Source organism: Wolbachia endosymbiont of Drosophila aff. chauvacae BK-2020, from assembly GCF_032848195.1.
Taxonomy (GTDB): domain Bacteria; phylum Pseudomonadota; class Alphaproteobacteria; order Rickettsiales; family Anaplasmataceae; genus Wolbachia; species Wolbachia pipientis.
This window is the reverse complement of the sequence record NZ_CP136586.1, coordinates 542847-561198: the sequence shown is the minus strand read 5'-3', so window position 1 is coordinate 561198 and position 18352 is coordinate 542847. Positions and strand designations below refer to the sequence as shown.

The following is an 18352-nucleotide window of genomic DNA, read 5'->3' as shown; positions in this document are numbered from 1 at the left end:
CGGGTTTTTATTGCCCATATAATTTGCAAAATTACACAAATAAAAAAATTTTTAAAAAACATAGTTGATACCAACTAATTTTTTCAACAGCTTCATCGAAAGTATTAACTGAAAGATTCGTTAATAGCATCCATTCTAGCGGTTTTTTTTAAGGGAAGGGGAGTTTTCTCAACAACATAAACTGCATAAAGTGGTAATTTAGGTAGTTCTTCCGTCTTATGCCTAATATTATTCTTAGATGGATTCATCATAAACTTTCCAAATCTAACTTCCAAACGTGCTGTTCTTTTTGGCTTATTATCTTTTACAGGAACTTCAACTTCTACCGTACCTGCACAATGAGAGGATTTAATAAATGCCCATAACTTCTGCTCACCTTTTTCAGGATATCGAGATTTTCTATTTACTGCTCTATCTCTGCATGCTCTAACTAGCACTGCCGAATTAAGATTATGTGCAAGCTCAAAAAAGTCATATATATCTGCTTCTCTATCGCATACAGTTATAGTCTCAGTTTGAGTTGGATCAATAATATTATTTGTTTTTCTTAAAGTTTCCAACCACTTTACGCTTTCTTTATCTTCAATGCGATCGCTCTTTTTTTTAAGGTGCTCAGTTTCTTCAGGTCTTGAATAAACTTTTTGATCTAGTATCCCTAGTACCAAACCTTCTATACTAACGGCAAGAGCTGTATGCATTATAATACCTTTTGCAGTATCATAACTGGACAAATTTGCTAATCCGCTTGTTTTTTTATGGTTATTATATACAATGTAACTGGTATCTTGAATGACAAGAACCCTCTTGTGAGCTTTTGTTCTCTCAACCGTCTTATTAATATGTGTAGCTAAAATATCACTTTCTTTTACATTCTCATTTTGAAAAAAACGTTATGCTGTTTTTGCTTCTGACCAACTTTCACATGCTTGATTAATCTAACTTTCAGGTAATTTTGTCAAACATATCAGCAATCTTTACTAATCGCTCAGTTAACCTTTTATCTCCAAATTCATTTTTAGCCCATTCACTACTTTTACTTGCCATTTTACACCCTCAATATTTGCAAACTTTAATATTGTAATATTTTACTTTTTAGTCCATTTATATTTGTGGGTAATAGTAAGGAATGACACCGTCTTGGATGGAAACCAGTGTCAGCTACTTTCATGACACCATCACAAGGTGAAACTGGATCCCAGTGGGCTTTGTTGCATCGCTCAAGCGAAAAGAACTGGCAGTTACTGACAAAATTCATTATAAATAGCCATTTAACTGTTGAAGAAAAAATATGCCACAAAAAATGAGAGTCAGTAACTGCCATGAATATAACAAATTTCTCCAAGAAAGAGGAAGCATTTTTTGTTATATCAATGACGCCATAGAAAATTGGTACGAGAATTGTCCAAAAATGCAGGGCGGCAACTATATTTATAGTGATAAAGTTGTGATTTTGGTGCATATAATCGTCAGTTTCTTTAGAATTGGTTTAAGACAAACAGTCGGGTTTATAAAAGGGTATTTGCAACAAATAGGAAGAGATTTGCAGCTATTCACAAGCATCAAAAGAAACTTAATATTAAGATAAATGATTGCAGAAAATAATATGGAAGATATCGAAATTGCTATAGACAGTACAGGAATTAGTATATACAACAACACACAGCAAGGAAAATAGTACTGACAGAAAATATCGTGGCTATGAGCAAACGAGAAAATTGCACGTAATGTTGAATATAAACAACAAAAAAGCCATAGCTGTAAAATACAGTAACGGCTGATCACTATGGAGCTTGTGATTTGCTAAAAGAAGTCGATTTTCAGTATGTCATAAAAGTACTATATGCAGATAGGGCATATGACAGAGAAAAGCTCTATAAGCTGTGTAATCAATATGGTATAAAAACGAAAATTCCTCCGAAAAACAACGCAGCAGAGCATCCAAAGTTAGACTATATGGCTGAGAGAAATTCTGCAGTCAAGCTCATAAAGTCATATGATGAAGATGGTATAAAGAAGTGGAAAAAAGAGATGAGTTATGGAAAAAGATCTTATATAGAAAGTTTTTTCTCGCAACTGAAACAAACATTCGGGTTTAGTTTTAGGAATAAATCTGAGACAAATAGAGAGAAGGAACTACTTGTTAAATGCTATTTGCTCAATAAGTTCACTGATATTGGTATGGCTAAATTTGAGATAGCTTCATAAATTTATTGTGCGTTACCTACTATCCGAAGAGCGATGCAACAAAGCCATCCCAGTGTCAGCTACTTGGATGACAGAGGGGGGTGGGATGACAGAAGATGATGGAGTGACAGGGAGTAATACAAAAAGTTTCGTCATCCCCATTGAATCGGCTTTAAAATCGATGTTCAAAGTTGAAATTTCCCTAGAAGATGCGGGGAAAATCAGAAAAGGTCAGGAAGTTGTATTAAATAACTTGCGTAATTTAAAGAATCATGATATTTGTTGTGCGGTGGTGGGTAGTGTACCTATTGCAATCTGCAGTTTTATTTATGGTTGTGTGAAACCTATTCGTGTTTTTAATATTTAAAATGAGGTTTAGATGTCGATAACATCCGAAAAGAAAAAGAGTTTGATAAATATATATGCAATTAAAGAAGATGATACAGGCTCATCTTTTGTACAATGTGCAATTTTGACCGAGAGGATCAGTAACTTAACTGAGCATTTTAAAGTGCACAAGCATGACCATCACTCTAAGCGTGGTTTACTTATATTGATAGGTAGAAGACGCAAGCACTTAAATTATATAAAGCGTAAATTTGGTAATGAAGCCTATCAGGAATTAATAGAGAAGTTAGGCATTAGAAAATAATCGAGGAATTTAATATGTTTAAAATTATAAAAAAATCTATAGAGTGGGGTGGTCGTGCCTTATCTTTAGAAACAGGAAAAATAGCACGCCAAGCTCATGGTTCAGTAGTTGTAAATTACGGTGATACTTCTGTTTTAGTAACTGTTGTACGTAAAAAGAAGGAAGAAAGCGTTGATTTCCTACCTTTAAATGTGCAGTTTATCGCAAAAAGCTATGCCATGGGTAAGATCCCTGGCGGGTTTTTTAAAAGAGAAGGCAAGCCATCTGATAGAGAAACTTTAATCTCAAGAGTAATAGATAGAAGTATAAGACCACTATTCCCAGAAGGATTTCATGATGAAATTAGTGTGGTGTGCAATCTATTAACTTATGATACAGTCAATCCTCCTGAAGTGCCAGCATTGATTGGTGCTGTTGCAGCTCTTGCAATTTCTGGTGTTCCCTTTCACTTTACTATAGCTGGAGTGATGGTTGGTTGTGATGAAAATAATAACTATATACTCAACCCTTCTGTTCAAGAGATGAAAGCAAGCAGCTTAGATCTGTTTTTGTCTGGTGATGAAAATTCAATTTTAATGGTTGAATCAGAAGTGAAAGAGCTCTCTGAAGAAAATGTTTTTAATGCAATAAAATTTGGCCATGAACACCTTAAGCCTGTCATTAAGCTCATAAAAGAGTTTGCTGATACAATTGGCAATAAACCTGAGAGCTTTGCCCCTATTGATGCATCAGATATAACACAAGAGCTCGAAAAATACGGTAAAGATTTTGAAAAAGCATATTCGCAAATAGTAAAACAAGAGCGAGTTCAAGCTCTAGAAGCGATCAGAGAGAATATATTGAATACTCTTAAAGAAACTGGAAAAGACGAAAAGTTAATTACGTATGCAGTAAAAAACTTTGAAAGATCTTTAGTACGTGAAATAATTAGGAAGAAAAGTGTAAGGATAGACGGTCGTAAGCATGATGAGATACGTCAGATAGAAGTTGAAGTTGATATTCTGTCCAAAACTCACGGTTCTGCACTATTTACAAGAGGCAATACTCAGGCACTGGTTGTTACTGCTCTTGGCACCACTCAAGATGAGCAAATTGTGGATGATATTGAAGGGGATAGACGTGAGCATTTCATGTTGCATTATAACTTTCCCTCATTTGCTGTTGGAGAAACTTCTGCTGCGCGTGCACCAGGAAGAAGAGAAATCGGTCATGGCAAACTTGCTTGGAAAGCAATTCATCCTGTTTTACCCGATAAGTCTGAATTTCCTTATACAATAAGAGTAGTGTCCGAAATTTTGGAGTCTGATGGTTCTTCTTCTATGGCAACAGTTTGTGGGACTTCTCTTGCTTTAATGGATACGGGTGTGCCAATAAAGGCCCCTGTTGCTGGAATTGCTATGGGTCTCATCAAAGATAAAGACGAGTATGTAATACTTTCCGATATACTTGGTGATGAAGATTATCTTGGTGATATGGACTTTAAAGTAGCAGGAACTAGTGAAGGGGTTACGGCGCTACAAATGGACATGAAAATTTCTGGTATAAGCTTTGAAATTGTTGAAAAATCTTTAGAACAGGCAAAAGCTGGAAGATTACATATTTTAGAAAAAATGAATGCAGTGATTTCAGAACACAGTGATGATGTCAAAGACCATGCACCAAGGATGTTATCATTTTACATAGATAAAGACAAAATTTCTGCTGCTATAGGTTCTAAGGGGAAAAATATACGCAGTGTGTGTGAAAGAAGTAATGCAAAAATTGAAATAGGAGATGATGGTAAAGTTTCTGTTTTTGCTACGAGTGGCACTGAAGCTGAAATTGCAAAGAGTATGATGATTGATTCAATAACAGAACTAGAACAAGGTTCTATAGTTGATGTCAAGGTTGTAAGAATAGAGAAGTCTATTGTAGAGCTTGAATTTCTTAATGGCAGAAAAGGAAAAATGCACATAAGTGAAGTAGCTAATGAACATATAGATTCTATAGAGAGCGTACTTAAACAAGATGATACTTTCAAAGCACTAGTAATTGACTTCGAAAAAGGTGGGTGTCCAAAGTTGTCAAGACGTCGGGTTGATCAAGAGACGGGAGAGTTTTTTGAAGGTGAGCTTTACAACGAGGAAAGGAAAGATGGTCCAAATGACAGGGATAATTATTACAATAATTCATTTAGTAGAAAACCTGGAGGAAGTCACCATAAGAGGCCTCCTCGTTCTGGTTTCAGCAACAGAAATAGGCCGAAATTTGGTAATAATGATTCATCATCAGGTTTTTATTAAGAGTAAACTTCTTGCGTTACCTCTCGTCATTCCAGTGCTTAACACTGGAATGACACCCTTTCTGGTGAAGGTTGTTCTCAAATCACAATGTTAGTACAATTGTGGTGTTAGCTATAGCTAACCCAAGGTATCCGTTCAGCGGAGTGGTAGAATAAGGTAGACAAAGTGATCTAAAAAGATAATCATAGAGCAAAAGTGAGGTAATGTGGTAAACCTTTTAGAACTTTGCAAAAATTTACAGCAAAAAATAGAAAAACTGAAAGCAGAGATAGAAAACTTAAAAGCAGAAAATAAAGCTTTAAAGATAGAGAACGCTGAATTAAAGGAAAGGCTTGGTTTAAACTCGAAAAATTCATCTCTACCGAGCTCTAAAGAATTGTACAAAACAAAAAAGGACAAGCCAAAAAGCGAAAGGAATGTTGGCGATCAGGTTGGGCATAAAGGAAATTTTCATGCTACAATGGAAGCGGATAAAGTAGTAAAAATAGAGTTGCCTAATATTTGCGAATGCGGAGGAGAGCTTGTAATATGCGAAAAACCTTATGTTCACCAAAAAGTTGATCTTCCGGAAATTAGGCCTTATGTAGTATAGCATTTCTCATAATAGTCCGGACAGGTCATAGGAAGGCAGAATCAACAGCACGACGAAAGGATTCGAATAGAGGAATGTTTTTCCTGGCTCTGTTTTTTATAGCAAACCAATGATGCTCAATTTTGTTGAAATCTGGAGAATAAGGCGGCAGATACAAAATTTCTGCACCAACCCCTTTAGCAAGCTCGATAATCTTATCAGACTTATGAAAAGTAGCATTGTCAAGAATGACAGTCTGTCCAGGTTCCAAGATCGGTGTCAAAAATTGCTCAAACCATCCATTAAAAACATCCATATTACAGTGGCCTTCAAAGGTTAACGGAACAACTATCTTTCTTCCACTTAAGGCTGCAACCATACTGATTCGTTGAGTTTTCTTTCCAGATTTTAAGGCATAAAACCGCTGTCCTTTCTGGCAATATCCGTAGTTCGGTGTTATCAATGCCAGACTCATCTATATACACTAAGTTTTTAGGTTCTTTTGTCGCTATAATTTTCAAAAATTCAGCACGTTTTTCTTCGTTTCTTTCCTTGTATCCATATGTCTTTTTTTGCGCGTAAATCCAATTTTTTTAAGGGCTCGATAGATCGTTTGGATACTAACGTTGTTCCAAAGTTTAGCCATTTCCGATAGAGTCTTTCCTCTGTGTTCTCTGGCAAATTTGGCAAAGGTATCCCAGTCGGTAATTTTGTGATTGTAACCCCCATTTCCAAGTTTTTTTGATTGAAAGTCTCCTGTTTCTTTTCTTCTTTGCTGCCACTCCCATAAAGTAGTTCGTCCAATCTTAAATCTTGCTGCCACTGTTTCTCTGCTTTCTCCTTCGTCTAGCGCTTCCATTGCTTTTTTTCTTAAATCATAACTATATGCTGCTGGCATTCAACCTCCTTATCATCATCTACCCTTATCCTATCACATCCGGACTTTTATGGAAAGAGCTATAAGAGGTTGTCCGGAAACTAGTAAATTCAAGCATATTCCCTCTTTAACATAACCCTACTCATAGCTAGGTATATGAAATTCTCAGTGGATGTTGTGAGTAAATCATACTCCTTCGATAGCCTTCTATTCCTATTAACCCAAGCAAAAGTCCTTTCTACAACCCATCTTCTTGGCTGTACTTTAAACCCTTGTTCTCTTGTTGGTAGTAGCTCAGGTGGCGTATCTTTGTGCACCCAAAATCTACATGGAGGCCTTTTAACAATTTCAATATCTATGTCATATTCTTCCTTTATGTGATTCTTTAAATTTCTTCCTTGGTATCCCATGTCAGCCCACATTTTTTTAACTTTAGTATATTTTGTTCTCATATTGTTTAATGCTATTTTCATACCATCTCTATCATTTTCGTTAGCAGCGCCTACGTAACAACCTAGTATAAAACCCTGAGTGTCTGTAATTATATGCCTTTTTCTACCCTTTACTTTTTTACTTCCATCATAGCCTTTGATCCCCCCTTTTCTGTAGTCTTTACAGATTGACTATCTACTATACAGGCACTCGGCTGCTCATTCCTTCCTATTTTTCTTCTACTATATTTTGTAATTTCATAATTCATTTTCTCAAAAATTCCCTGCTTCTTCCATTGCCTGAACTGCTCATACACAGTCTTCCATAGCGGAAAATCATTTGGTAAATACCGCCATTGACACCCTGTACGCAATACATAGAAAATTGCTTCTAATATTTCTCTTTTGCTATACTTTGGCGGCCTTCCTCCTTTCTTGTATGATACTCTGAAGTGTTTTTCTATTCTTGCCCATTCCCTTTCGCTTAGATCTGTTGGATACTTTTTTCTCATCTTTACCCCGTACTAAAATTTCAGATATTATAGCCTTTTACTTGTTTCCGGACAACCTCTAATATGGAAGATATCGAAATTGCTATAGACAGTACAGGAATTAGTATATACAACAACACTCCTGAAGGAAAATAGCACTGACAGAAAATATCGTGGCTATGAGCAAACGAGAAAATTGCACGTAATGTTGAATATAAACAACAAAAAAGCCATAGCTGTAAAATACAGTAACGGCTGATCACTATGGAGCTTGTGATTTGCTAAAAGAAGTTGATTTTCAGCATGCCATAAAAGCACTATATGCAGATAGAGCATGTGATAGGCACAAGTTTTATAAGTTGTGTAACGAATATGATATAAAGACAAAAATTCCACCAATAAACAATGCGGCAGAACATCCAGAAATAGATTATATGTCTGACAGGAATGCTGCTATTAGGTTAATAAAATTATACGGTGAAGATGGCATGAAAGAATGGAAAAAGAAGTAAATTATGGGAAAAGATCTTATATTGAAGGGTTTTTGTCAAGATTAAAGCAAATATTCGGATTTAGTTTTAGGAATAAATCTGAGATAAATCGAGAAAAAGAACTAAATGCTATTTGCTTAATAAATTCACTGATATTGGTATGGCTAAATTTGAGATAGTTACATGAATTTACCATAAATCACCATCTCATAAAGTGTGATGCAACAAAGCCATCCCAGTGTCTGGGCACTGGGATGACACCCTTTTGGATGGAAACCAGTGTCAGGTACTCGGATGACACCATTTACAACCACTCTCCTACCCTTTCTAGCTGTTTATAGCTGTTAAATCTCAGGAATTTATCAAAATATGGAGAGGCAATAAAGGGTGTGGAATTACTTAAATAGTTAGATAAAAAACCAGGCAGATCATTTTTTAATTCTTGCATTTTGTATCTATAATTTTGTATAGAAATAACTTTTATTTTATCATAATCAAGTTTCCAATAAGCAAGTTCTGAGACTTCTCTTTTTGTTATATGTTCTACCGCTAAGGCTTGTAAAATTAATTGCGGAAAAAATCCCGACATTACTTCTTCATTGGAAGGTGGTGTACCAAGCTTATAGTCTATAATTGCCACTTGCCCACTTGGTAGATACTCAACTCTATCACATCTTGCTATCAGTGAAATTTCTTGTGGCTTATTTGTCATCCAAGCAGTTTCATACTGATCACAAGAACCAGTGTCACGCGCTGGAATATGAAATATCGGACAGGAAAAGTTCTTTTCCAACTCAACATAATTGCTTCGAGTTTCATCAAATTCGACAAAAGATTGAATTATCTTTTGTAGTCTTACCCACCACATATTTGAAAAATTAAACTGACTAGTCGAGAATGCTTCTCGTGCAACGCTCATTGGAGATTTTTTGTTGCGTAAATATCTTGCAAGAATGTTGTGTACCATAGTGCCAAATGCCAATATCGATGGCTTGAAATTCAAGTCTCTTAATTGTTTAAGACCCAGTATATATTCAACGTAAAATGAATAAGGATTACGAATTAGCTTTTCTATTGCACTGCAAGACATCACCTGCATTTTTTCTTTTCTAACTTCGGTTTGAGGTTTTGGCATAGGCTGAGTACATGGAACAGTACATTCAGGCGTATTTAATATCCTTAGCCAATCACGATACGGCTGCTTCCCCTCCTTGAGTAGAATTTCCAAACGCTGCAATAGAATTGGCTTTCTATGGCTTAGCGATCTTGTAATATAAACCTTACTTGCACAAAACAAATTGTGTAAAGTATAAAAAAAATACCCCTGCTCTTCTTGTGCAGAAGGAAGATTAAATTTTTCTCTCGTAAGTGCATTCAAAAGCGGACTTTGAAAGCTTGGCGCTTCATTAAATCCAGCAAGTATTACAACTTTGTTGTGATATAAGCTGAATTTATTCAAGTCACTTGCTACAAAGAAAAACTCTTTCTCTAAAAATAAGGTCAGAATTTGGCTATATAACTCTAAGGAGCATTTAATTCCTACACCCTCACATGCATTTGAGAAATTACAGGTAAAATTACCTATTTCACTATTTAGCTCTGAAAAATTTATACCAGATAATATATTAATATACTGCAAATGAGTTGCTACCACATCGAAAATAGAGCAATTTATAGAACGAAGTAAAGGATTAAATATCACCTCTAACTTACTGATAATAAGTAATATATCTTCTTTGTATTTTAGCTTTTTATGGGCATTGATAGCATTTATAATATCGCTCAGACCATTTGTACTAAAGTTGCGTAATATCTCTATTTCAAATTCAGATAAAATCCGAGTGTACTCTTCTTGAGTGTAACCAAAAGTCACTAGCCTATGTTTAAGGAGCGAAAGTAATGACACACTGCTCCAATTTGAGGTCAAAACTTCGATACTATAAAGCAGAAGCGTTATATAAGGGTAATTTTCCGGTATGGCACTGTGTTGCCTTGATAAACATGCTATACGAGCTGCAAGTAATTTATCAAAGACGACCAAAGAAATGTTTTCATAACCTTCATTTTCTATAATTAATGATGTCACTTGTGCTTCTTCCTCTCTGGAATCACAAGTGATGACTTCAATATTGCCAACATGTCCACTACTAACTTTGCTTAGATCGGCAGTTGTATCAAAGACGTAATCTAGATATTCCTCAGGACTTCCTGTTATCCCAGCCCTTTCTTCTGTCATCCAAGTAGCTGACACTGGGATCCAGTTTTCATTATACAGCCACCTGGTGCGCTCATTTAAAGTTAAGTTTTCTGGATCCCAGTGTCTGGGCACTGGAGAACACGCTTCTGGCAGAAAACTCACATCCCTTCTATCCACTTTTAAATAATCGAGCAGATCTTTCAGGCAATATTGATAATGTTTTTTATCAAGCGATTTCCAGTCTTTCTCTTTAATTTTCAAATTCAAGTTAGGCAAAATTATTTTTCCAAATGGCAGATCATATATAGCCCTAATTAACGACTTATCCTTTCCAATTCCAACAAAGATTATATATTGGTCTTTTTGTAAAGAAATTATCATATTGTTTATGTAATCACTCTTATGTTTTAATATATCTACTACTTCTAAATCTTTTAAAGTTTTACTCCAAGTCTCAGTGAGTAAGCTTATGAAATTCTCTATTTTTTTTGAATGTTCATCAAATTGATAACAATCCGTTGTTTGGGTAGATTGAATTTTATCAAGCAGTGATGGCAGGCTATAAGCTAAATCAATTGGAAAATTATCATTATTTTTTCTATTCCACTCCAATATGAATTGAATGAGTAGCAGTGTCCTTTTTGTTGGCTTGATAACTTTAACCCTATCAAGATTTAATATTAAATCTTCCTCATCAATATTCTCTAGCGAAACTATCTCTGGCAAAATTATGCATTTTTTAGCGTTATGATTCTTGAATGCACTCAGCAGCGCTATCACATCCCTCTTGCAAGGAAGTATGATTTTTACTTCAGGAATTTTTTCTCTTTCATATTCAGAAAATATGTGCTGAACCAGCACATCAAAAAGAGATTCATCCACATTAACGGTAAAAACTCTTCCCACTAACAGTAACAATTAATACAATATTTTATTGTATAGAAATTATTCAAAATATAAACGTGCTTGTATGCTATTATATATTAAAATTTTTTATAACATTACATGGCAAACATTAGAATAGAAGTTTTAAATAAATGCGAGCAAATTGGCTGCAGATGGTTAGTCAACGTTTACTCGATTTACATACGCAAAGAATTACCATCCAAATTATATGAAGAAATTTGCGGGCTATTTTATAATAAAGTCATACAAGACTGCCGTTATTATTCCTACAATGAAAACCTTGAAGAAGTTCCGTATGATTTCATAGAACCACAAGCAAAGTGGGGCTTGGAAATAAGCTTCCTACCTGGCATGACCGATAATGTAGGCAACACAGTGAAACAAATTGTTAGAGAGTATTTAATAAGCAAAGGCTATATCGACCAGCCTGTCATCCCAGCCCCTTCTTTTGTCATCCCAGTGCTTGACACTGGGATCCAGAAAGAGAAAACGCAGATTCCAGCGTCACGCGCTGGAATGACACCAATTGAGATCAAAGCAAGAAGTTCAAAATTGATTCTAAGTCAAGGAGATTTACCAACCGAAGATGATATAAAACAAGAGTTCAACCCCATCACTGAGTATTGCACACTTATCTGTAAAGAAAATAATAACTATAGCTGGAAATATTATGGTAAATATAAGTCATTAAATACCCACTCCGGTGTCATTCCAGCGCGTGACCAGGAAAAAAAAGAATGGATCCCAGTGTCAAGCACTGGGATGACAGAAAAAAAGGCTGGGATGACAAAAGAGAGCACTGGAGTGATATCAAGTAGTAATGGGGCTAAATCTGTTGATTTAAATGTAAGTGACCAAGAACTTGAGAAAATCAGCAGAGATGGAATCGATGGTAATGGCACTTTAGGGCTCTCGCTGGCAGCAATGAAAGCTATAAAGGATTACTTTAAAAAACTTGGTAGAAATCCATATGATATTGAACTTGAGTCTCTGGCACAGACTTGGTCTGAACATTGTAAACACAATATTTTTTGCTCCCCTATTGATGAAATAAAAGACGGTCTATATGCTCATTATATTAAGCGTGCAACGCGTGAGATAAATTCTGACATATGCGTGTCAGTTTTCTCCGACAACGCAGGAGGAATAATTTTTGATGACGATTACTTGATTGTAGATAAAGTTGAAACTCACAATAGCCCTTCAGCTCTTGATCCATTTGGTGGAGCAATGACCGGAGTGCTTGGAGTTAATCGCGATATAGTGGGTTTCGGGAAAGGCGCAGAGCCTATAATGAATACCTATTACTTTTGCTTTGCCAAAGAAGCAAAAGGCAAATTTTATAGGGATAAAGAGCGCACTGATGAGATCTTACCGCCAAAATATATAATGAAAGAAGTGATTCACGGTGTTAATGTTGCTGGTAATTGCTCTGGTATTCCAACACAACTTGGATCGGTATATTTCGACGATAGATTTTGTGGCAAGCCATTAGTTTTTGTCGGAAGCATTGGAATTATTCCACGCAATATAAATAATGCACCTTCACACATTAAAGGACCAAAAAATGGCGATAAGATTGTAATTATTGGCGGAAGAGTTGGAAGAGATGGAATTCACGGTGCAACGTTCTCTTCAGAGGCTTTATCGGGAAATAGCCCTTCAACAATTGTGCAAATTGGTGACCCTATAACACAAAAAAAATTATCCAATGCCGTCATAAAAGCAAGAGATCTTGATCTTTATAATGCAATAACGGATAACGGAGCAGGTGGGCTGTCGTCGTCTATTGGTGAAATGGGAAAAGACGGATTTGAAGTTGATTTGAGCAAGGTTCTCCTTAAAAACGATGGTATGGCTCAGTGGGAAATATGGATATCAGAATCACAAGAGAGAATGACCTTAGCAGTGCCAGAAGAAAATCTCCCTATGTTTAAGCAAATCATGAAAAAACATGATGTGGAGGTTTGTGTGATTGGAGAGTTTAATGAGAGTGGTAAAGCTGTTGTTAAATGTCCTGAAGGGACAGTAATAATGGGCATCGAAACTGAATTTCTGCATGATGGTAATCCCAAAGTGCATTTACAGACGAAACCGTGGTCTAAGGGGCTTCCAGCGCTATGCGCTGGAATGACAACAAGTTCGCCTTCTTTAGCAATTGAACTAAAAGAAATGCTGAGCAGACCAAACATTTGCAGCAAAGAGTTCATAGTGGTGCAATATGACCATGAGGTTCAAGGGTCGTCAGTGCTGAAACCACTGCAGGGCAAGGGAAGAGTGTGCAGTGAAGCTATTGTTTCAAGGCCAATCCTTTCTTCAAATAAAGGTGTTGTAAAATCGCAAGGATTTGGCTCAAGTTATGGAGAAATTGACACCTACCACATGGCAGCATGTGCAATTGACACCGCGATACGCAACTATGTAGCCGCAGGAGGAAATATAAATCATCTAGCGTTGCTCGACAATTTTTGTTGGTGTGATGCTTATAATCCAGAAAGGTTGTGGCAACTAAAGAAAGCTGCAGAGGCTTGTTACGACTTCGCAACTGCATTTAAAACACCATTCATATCCGGAAAAGACAGTATGTTCAATGACTTCAAGGGATATGATGAAAATGGCGAGAAAGTGATAATCTCTGCACCACCTTCATTACTCATCTCAGCAATTGGAATTATAGAAAATATTGAAAATGCGGTATCGCTTGATGTAAAAATGCCAGGGGACTTGATATATGTGCTTGGAGAAACACTTGATGAACTTGGTAGATCTGAATATCAGTTATATAGTGGAATAGGTAATAACAACGTACCAAAAGTTGATGCAAAGAGCGCTAGGAAGTTGTATGAGCGTTACAACCAGGCAATAAAAGATGGCATAATTGCCTCTGCAATTGCACCAAACTTAGGTGGATTAGTTATTGCTCTGGCAAAATCGCTAATTGCAGGAGACCTTGGTGCTGAAATCGATCTTTCACTAGTGCCAATAGGAAAAATACAAAATACAGACATAATAAACAAGATAATAATGTTTTCTGAATCGCAAAGTAGAATTTTGGTTACTATTGCACCACAAAATCAGAAGAGGTTTGAAGAATTGTTTGAAGGTGCAGTTTATTCATGTATTGGCAAAGTAACAGAGAAAAAGGTGCTAAACATAAAGGATGTTTTAAAAGTAGATCTGAAAGATGTGGCATGCTAATATAAAATATTTTTCTTATTATGCTAAATAACTCTTTTACTATATGTAATGTTTATTTAGAATGAATGTATGTTATTAATTTTGGGTAGGTAATTATGTCTATTTTATCGATACTCCTGTTTATCAGTCTTTCTTTACTCAACACTTCAAATAAATTGATGATATGTGCTGCCTTATTTGTGGGAGCTGCTTTAGTTGTAAATTCAATGGTTGAATTTTATGGCAGAAGCAAAGCTACGTATAACTTAATAGTGTGTACAGCGCTATGTTGTGTTTTTAAATGGCAAAGTTTTAATTTGATGATATTGATTTCATATACTGCAATTTTAGTATCTCTTCTCTCAAGCATAATTATTTTTGAAAAATTGAAGTCCAAGTTGAATTTTCATATGGCAAATTTCATTACTTTAATTATAGCATCAGTGGTTGATAGTGCCGTTGTATGTGTTGGATTACTATACAAATTTTCTGCAGGTAAATGCCTATCAATATATACTAGAGACTTAATTTTTAAGTTTTCTTATGCGTCAGTATTGAGCATCTGTTTGTTTGTAGGAATGTATTTATTTTGCTTGGCAAACAAGAAGTATTTTAAGATTTCCACATAACCTGTTTTCTGATATAGCTAAACTGACTTTGGGTCCTAGGGGTGTATTTGGTGCGTAACAACAGTTTAGAATTTATAGGTAGCCTAAACCCACAACTGTACAAACATTATGATTTGAGCCTATCAGGGGGGTGTCATTCCAGTCTGGAATCCAGAAAAAAGAATGGTGTCATCCCAGTGCTTGACACATAGCTGTACGAACATTCATTTTTGAAGGTAAATTGCACAGCAAATGGTGTCATTCCAGTCTGGAATCCAGAAATTTTGCTTATAACTGAGCTGATGAGCTAAAGGTAGTTGTCTTACGCTAAAACAAACGTTTTTAATTAAGTTGCATAGAACCAGTGTCTGGGCACTGGCCCACTGGTGGGAATTGCTCCTAAACTACAACGTTCGTACAGCTATGTGCTTGACACTGGGATGACATCATAGGGGCACTGGCCTACTTAACCGTCATACCGTCGCGGTATCTCAGCCGCTAACAAGTAGCGGAATGACGATTTATCAAACGCTGCCTAATTTTCCGTAACAGTTGAAAAAATCAATAGAAAATCAATATATCACTATAAATTCACGTATTTTGAGGCTATAATGGTTAATACGTTATATGGTATAATATGGACGATTTTATCAGAGTTAAGGGCGCAAGGGAACATAATCTGCAAGGTGTAGACGTCAATATACCGAAAAATAAGCTAGTTGTTATAACTGGGCTAAGTGGTTCTGGCAAGTCTAGCCTTGCATTTGATACGATTTATGCAGAAGGCCAACGCCGGTACGTTGAAAGCCTGTCAGCTTACGCGCGTCAATTTCTCAACATTCAGGATAAACCAGATGTTGAGTCGATTACAGGTCTCTCTCCTGCAATATCTATCAACCAGAAATCGATCTCAAAAAATCCAAGGTCAACAGTTGGAACTGTTACCGAAATTTACGATTACTTGCGCTTAGTATATGCACGAATAGGAGTTCCTTATTCACCTGCAACTGGATTACCAATAACAAAACAAACGGTGTCTCAAATTGTAGACACTATAATTGCGTTACCTTTAGAAACTAAGATATATATACTTGCCCCTGTTGTGCGTGGTAGAAAGGGAGAACATCTTAAAGAGATATTGGAAATTAAAAGACAAGGTTACGTAAGGTTCAAAATAGATGGTGAAGTGTACAATGTAGATGACTTGCCTAAACTCGATAAGAACAAGAAACACGACGTTTTTGTGGTTGCAGATAGAATATCAATATTGGGCGATATAGGAAATCGACTGCCAAGTAGTATAGAATCCGCACTAAAACTTGGTAATGGTCTAATGTATGTAGAAATAGTAAACCTACCTGACAACCATAATTCCGAGTATAAAAATGGTCAAATTCTGACTTTTTCAGAGAATTTTGCATGCCCCGAGTCTGGTTTCACTCTTGAGGAAATAGAACCAAGATTATTTTCTTTTAACAGCCCTTACGGTGCATGTGGTTCGTGTAATGGGCTTGGTAAAAAACTAAGTGTTGATATAAAGCTAATAGTACCGGATGAAACTCTTTCAATATCTGAGGGTGCTTTAAAGCCAGTGGGATCAATGTTCCGCCAAGTGCACACAGGTTATGGATTTCTAAAAAGTGCAATTCTATCACTGGCTGAAAACTACAAATTTAACCTTGATATTCCGTGGAAGAACATAGATCAAGAAGTAAAAGATATGATACTCTTTGGCTCTAATAAATTTCAAGGTTTGATCAGTATCTTGGAGAACCAGATGGATTATGATGAAACACTTGTTGAGCGATATTGCTCTGTCACTCACTGCAGAGAATGCACTGGCTATAGATTGAGAAAAGAAGCGCTTACAGTAAAAATTGATAGCAAACATATAGGTGAAATATCAGGGCTTAGTATCGATGAATCCCTTAAGTGGTTTGAAAATTTGCCAGACAAGCTCACAGAACAACAGAAGCAAATCTCAAATAAAATACTAAGTGAAATAATCAAGAGGCTAACATTTTTAAAGAATGTAGGGTTGAATTACCTAACGCTTGATCGAGAATCTAGCACTCTCTCTGGCGGTGAGAGTCAGAGGATCAGACTTGCTTCGCAAATTGGCTCAGGATTAACGGGGGTTTTATATGTTCTTGATGAACCCTCGATTGGCCTTCATCAATGTGATAATGATCGGTTAATTGCCACACTAAAAAACTTAAGAGACATGGGTAACACTGTAATCGTTGTTGAGCATGATGAAGATACAATAATGGCTGCTGATTATGCGATTGATATTGGTCCTGGAGCTGGCGTAAATGGTGGAAAAGTTGTTGCAGAAGGAACACCAGACCAGGTGCAAAGAAATTCAGGGAGCATAACAGGGCAATATTTGAGTGGAGAGAAAAAAATTTTAATTCCAAGGAGAAGAAAGCCAGCAACTCAGTTCATAAAAGTAATAAATGCATGTGAAAATAACTTAAAAAATGTAAACGTTAAATTTCCTATAGGGAATCTTATTTGTGTTACTGGAATATCAGGAGGGGGAAAATCAAGTTTAGTCATAGAAACGTTATATAAATATTCAGCACATAAGATACATCATTCGTCTGCAAGGTATGGTCAGTGTGATAGAATAGAAGGCCTTGAATATATAGATAAAGTTATAGAAGTTGATCAGTCGCCAATTGGTAGAACTCCTGCGTCAAATCCAGCAACATATGTTGGTATGTTCACTCATATAAGAAATTGGTTTGCAGGTCTTTCGGAGTCAAAAGCAAGGGGATATAATATAGGCCGGTTTTCATTTAATACCAGAGGGGGAAGGTGTGAGGCTTGTAAAGGTGATGGGCACTTAAAGATAGAGATGCATTTTCTACCGGACGTTTATGTGAAGTGTGAGCAATGTAAAGGGCGAAGGTATAATCGGGAAACATTGGAAGTTACTTATAAAGAAAAATCAATCTCTGATGTGCTTGATATGACGATAGATCAGGCTTGTGATTTTTTTGAAAACCTTCCAATGGTAAAAGAAAAGTTGGTTTCTTTGCAGGAAGTAGGGCTTGGCTATATAAAACTCGGACAGTCGTCAACAACGTTGTCTGGGGGTGAAGCACAACGAATAAAGCTGTCCAAAGAGCTATCAAAACGATTTACCGGAAGAACATTGTATATTCTTGATGAGCCAACAACTGGATTACACTTTGAAGATATAAATAACTTACTAAAAATACTCCATAGATTAGTCAATCTGGGAAACACTGTTATAGTTATCGAGCACAATTTGCACGTTATAAAAACTGCAGATTATATAATAGACATCGGACCAGAGGGCGGAATAAAAGGCGGAGAAGTGATTGCTACTGGAACTCCAGAAGAAGTGGTAAAAATTCCAGAAAGTGTTACAGGCAGGTATCTTAAAACGTATTTATTATAAACTATTTCTTAATTATATTAGGCTAGGTTGCATATTTATGATTTGGAGATAA

Annotated in this window: 11 protein-coding genes and 5 pseudogenes; 10 read left to right on the top strand and 6 right to left on the bottom strand. The window is 36.2% G+C overall.

Annotation, left to right across the window (positions count from 1 at the left end):
- Nucleotides 1–61: 61 nt before the first annotated feature.
- Nucleotides 62–1044: pseudogene (locus R0F62_RS02960) on the bottom strand (IS4 family transposase); the annotation flags it as partial.
- A 25-nt stretch (nucleotides 1045–1069) separates the two neighbouring features.
- Complete coding sequence (locus tag R0F62_RS02955; RefSeq protein ID WP_179943772.1) at nucleotides 1070–1459, bottom strand: hypothetical protein; 390 nt, start codon at nucleotides 1457–1459, stop codon at nucleotides 1070–1072.
- On the opposite strand from R0F62_RS02955, the pseudogene R0F62_RS06770 reads away from it, so the two are divergent.
- The 5 genes and pseudogenes from R0F62_RS06770 to R0F62_RS02925 form a co-directional block, all read left to right on the top strand.
- Nucleotides 1355–2205: pseudogene (locus R0F62_RS06770) on the top strand (IS5 family transposase). The gene R0F62_RS02955 and the pseudogene R0F62_RS06770 sit on opposite strands and share 105 nt — an antisense overlap.
- 7 nt (nucleotides 2206–2212) lie before the next feature.
- Nucleotides 2213–2551: a hypothetical protein gene (locus R0F62_RS02940; RefSeq protein WP_274979216.1), complete on the top strand. Its 339-nt coding sequence runs from the start codon at nucleotides 2213–2215 to the stop codon at nucleotides 2549–2551.
- Nucleotides 2552–2563: 12 nt separating this feature from the next.
- Complete coding sequence (gene rpsO, locus R0F62_RS02935) at nucleotides 2564–2836, top strand: 30S ribosomal protein S15 (protein WP_006279944.1); 273 nt, start codon at nucleotides 2564–2566, stop codon at nucleotides 2834–2836.
- A 14-nt stretch (nucleotides 2837–2850) separates the two neighbouring features.
- The gene (gene pnp, locus R0F62_RS02930; RefSeq protein WP_274979217.1) at nucleotides 2851–5118 is read left to right on the top strand and encodes a polyribonucleotide nucleotidyltransferase; all 2268 of its coding nucleotides are present in this window, start codon (nucleotides 2851–2853) and stop codon (nucleotides 5116–5118) included.
- Between the two features lie 205 nt (nucleotides 5119–5323).
- Nucleotides 5324–5707: pseudogene (locus R0F62_RS02925) on the top strand (IS66 family transposase); the annotation flags it as partial.
- Nucleotides 5708–5735: 28 nt separating this feature from the next.
- Here the strand turns inward: R0F62_RS02925 and R0F62_RS02920 are convergent.
- Both R0F62_RS02920 and R0F62_RS02915 read right to left on the bottom strand, forming a co-directional pair.
- Nucleotides 5736–6587 (bottom strand): annotated as a pseudogene (locus R0F62_RS02920) (IS630 family transposase).
- A gap of 89 nt (nucleotides 6588–6676) precedes the next feature.
- Nucleotides 6677–7509 (bottom strand): IS5 family transposase gene (locus R0F62_RS02915; protein WP_317051336.1). Its coding sequence is split into 2 segments (ribosomal slippage): nucleotides 6677–7164 and nucleotides 7164–7509, totalling 834 coding nucleotides; the frame shifts between segments, so codons are not numbered across the junction.
- 57 nt (nucleotides 7510–7566) lie between these two features.
- Here R0F62_RS02915 and R0F62_RS06765 point away from each other — a divergent pair.
- Nucleotides 7567–8166, top strand: a pseudogene (locus tag R0F62_RS06765) (transposase); the annotation flags it as partial.
- On the opposite strand, the gene R0F62_RS02900 reads toward R0F62_RS06765, so the two are convergent.
- Together R0F62_RS02900 and R0F62_RS02895 are read right to left on the bottom strand one after the other, a co-directional pair.
- Complete coding sequence (locus tag R0F62_RS02900) at nucleotides 8159–8293, bottom strand: hypothetical protein (protein ID WP_256437677.1); 135 nt, start codon at nucleotides 8291–8293, stop codon at nucleotides 8159–8161. The pseudogene R0F62_RS06765 and the gene R0F62_RS02900 overlap by 8 nt on opposite strands.
- Nucleotides 8284–11082 (bottom strand): WPE palindromic element domain-containing protein, encoded by a 2799-nt coding sequence (locus R0F62_RS02895; RefSeq protein ID WP_274978956.1) that lies wholly within the window; start codon nucleotides 11080–11082, stop codon nucleotides 8284–8286. The genes R0F62_RS02900 and R0F62_RS02895 overlap by 10 nt, the downstream gene beginning before the upstream one ends.
- A gap of 99 nt (nucleotides 11083–11181) precedes the next feature.
- On the opposite strand from R0F62_RS02895, the gene R0F62_RS02890 reads away from it, so the two are divergent.
- From R0F62_RS02890 to uvrA, 4 genes are all read left to right on the top strand, one after another.
- Entirely contained in the window at nucleotides 11182–14280 is a 3099-nt protein-coding gene (locus R0F62_RS02890; RefSeq protein ID WP_316659841.1) for a phosphoribosylformylglycinamidine synthase subunit PurL, read from the top strand.
- 95 nt (nucleotides 14281–14375) lie between these two features.
- Nucleotides 14376–14888, top strand: coding sequence for a hypothetical protein (locus tag R0F62_RS02885; RefSeq protein WP_022626376.1), 513 nt, complete (start codon nucleotides 14376–14378; stop codon nucleotides 14886–14888).
- 50 nt (nucleotides 14889–14938) lie between these two features.
- The gene (locus R0F62_RS02880; protein WP_010962923.1) at nucleotides 14939–15079 is read left to right on the top strand and encodes a hypothetical protein; all 141 of its coding nucleotides are present in this window, start codon (nucleotides 14939–14941) and stop codon (nucleotides 15077–15079) included.
- A gap of 425 nt (nucleotides 15080–15504) precedes the next feature.
- Nucleotides 15505–18300: an excinuclease ABC subunit UvrA gene (gene uvrA, locus R0F62_RS02875; RefSeq protein ID WP_274978954.1), complete on the top strand. Its 2796-nt coding sequence runs from the start codon at nucleotides 15505–15507 to the stop codon at nucleotides 18298–18300.
- Nucleotides 18301–18352: the final 52 nt, after the last annotated feature.

Bases quoted from the DNA above. Each gene is read 5' to 3' on its own strand.
- rpsO (WP_006279944.1), top strand. From the start codon at position 2,564: ATGTCGATAACATCCGAAAAGAAAAAGAGTTTGATAAATATATATGCA.
- pnp (WP_274979217.1), top strand. From the start codon at position 2,851: ATGTTTAAAATTATAAAAAAATCTATAGAGTGGGGTGGTCGTGCCTTA.
- R0F62_RS02885 (WP_022626376.1), top strand. From the start codon at position 14,376: ATGTCTATTTTATCGATACTCCTGTTTATCAGTCTTTCTTTACTCAAC.
- R0F62_RS02955 (WP_179943772.1), bottom strand. From the start codon at position 1,459: ATGCACCAAAATCACAACTTTATCACTATAAATATAGTTGCCGCCCTG.
- R0F62_RS02890 (WP_316659841.1), top strand. From the start codon at position 11,182: ATGGCAAACATTAGAATAGAAGTTTTAAATAAATGCGAGCAAATTGGC.
- uvrA (WP_274978954.1), top strand. From the start codon at position 15,505: ATGGACGATTTTATCAGAGTTAAGGGCGCAAGGGAACATAATCTGCAA.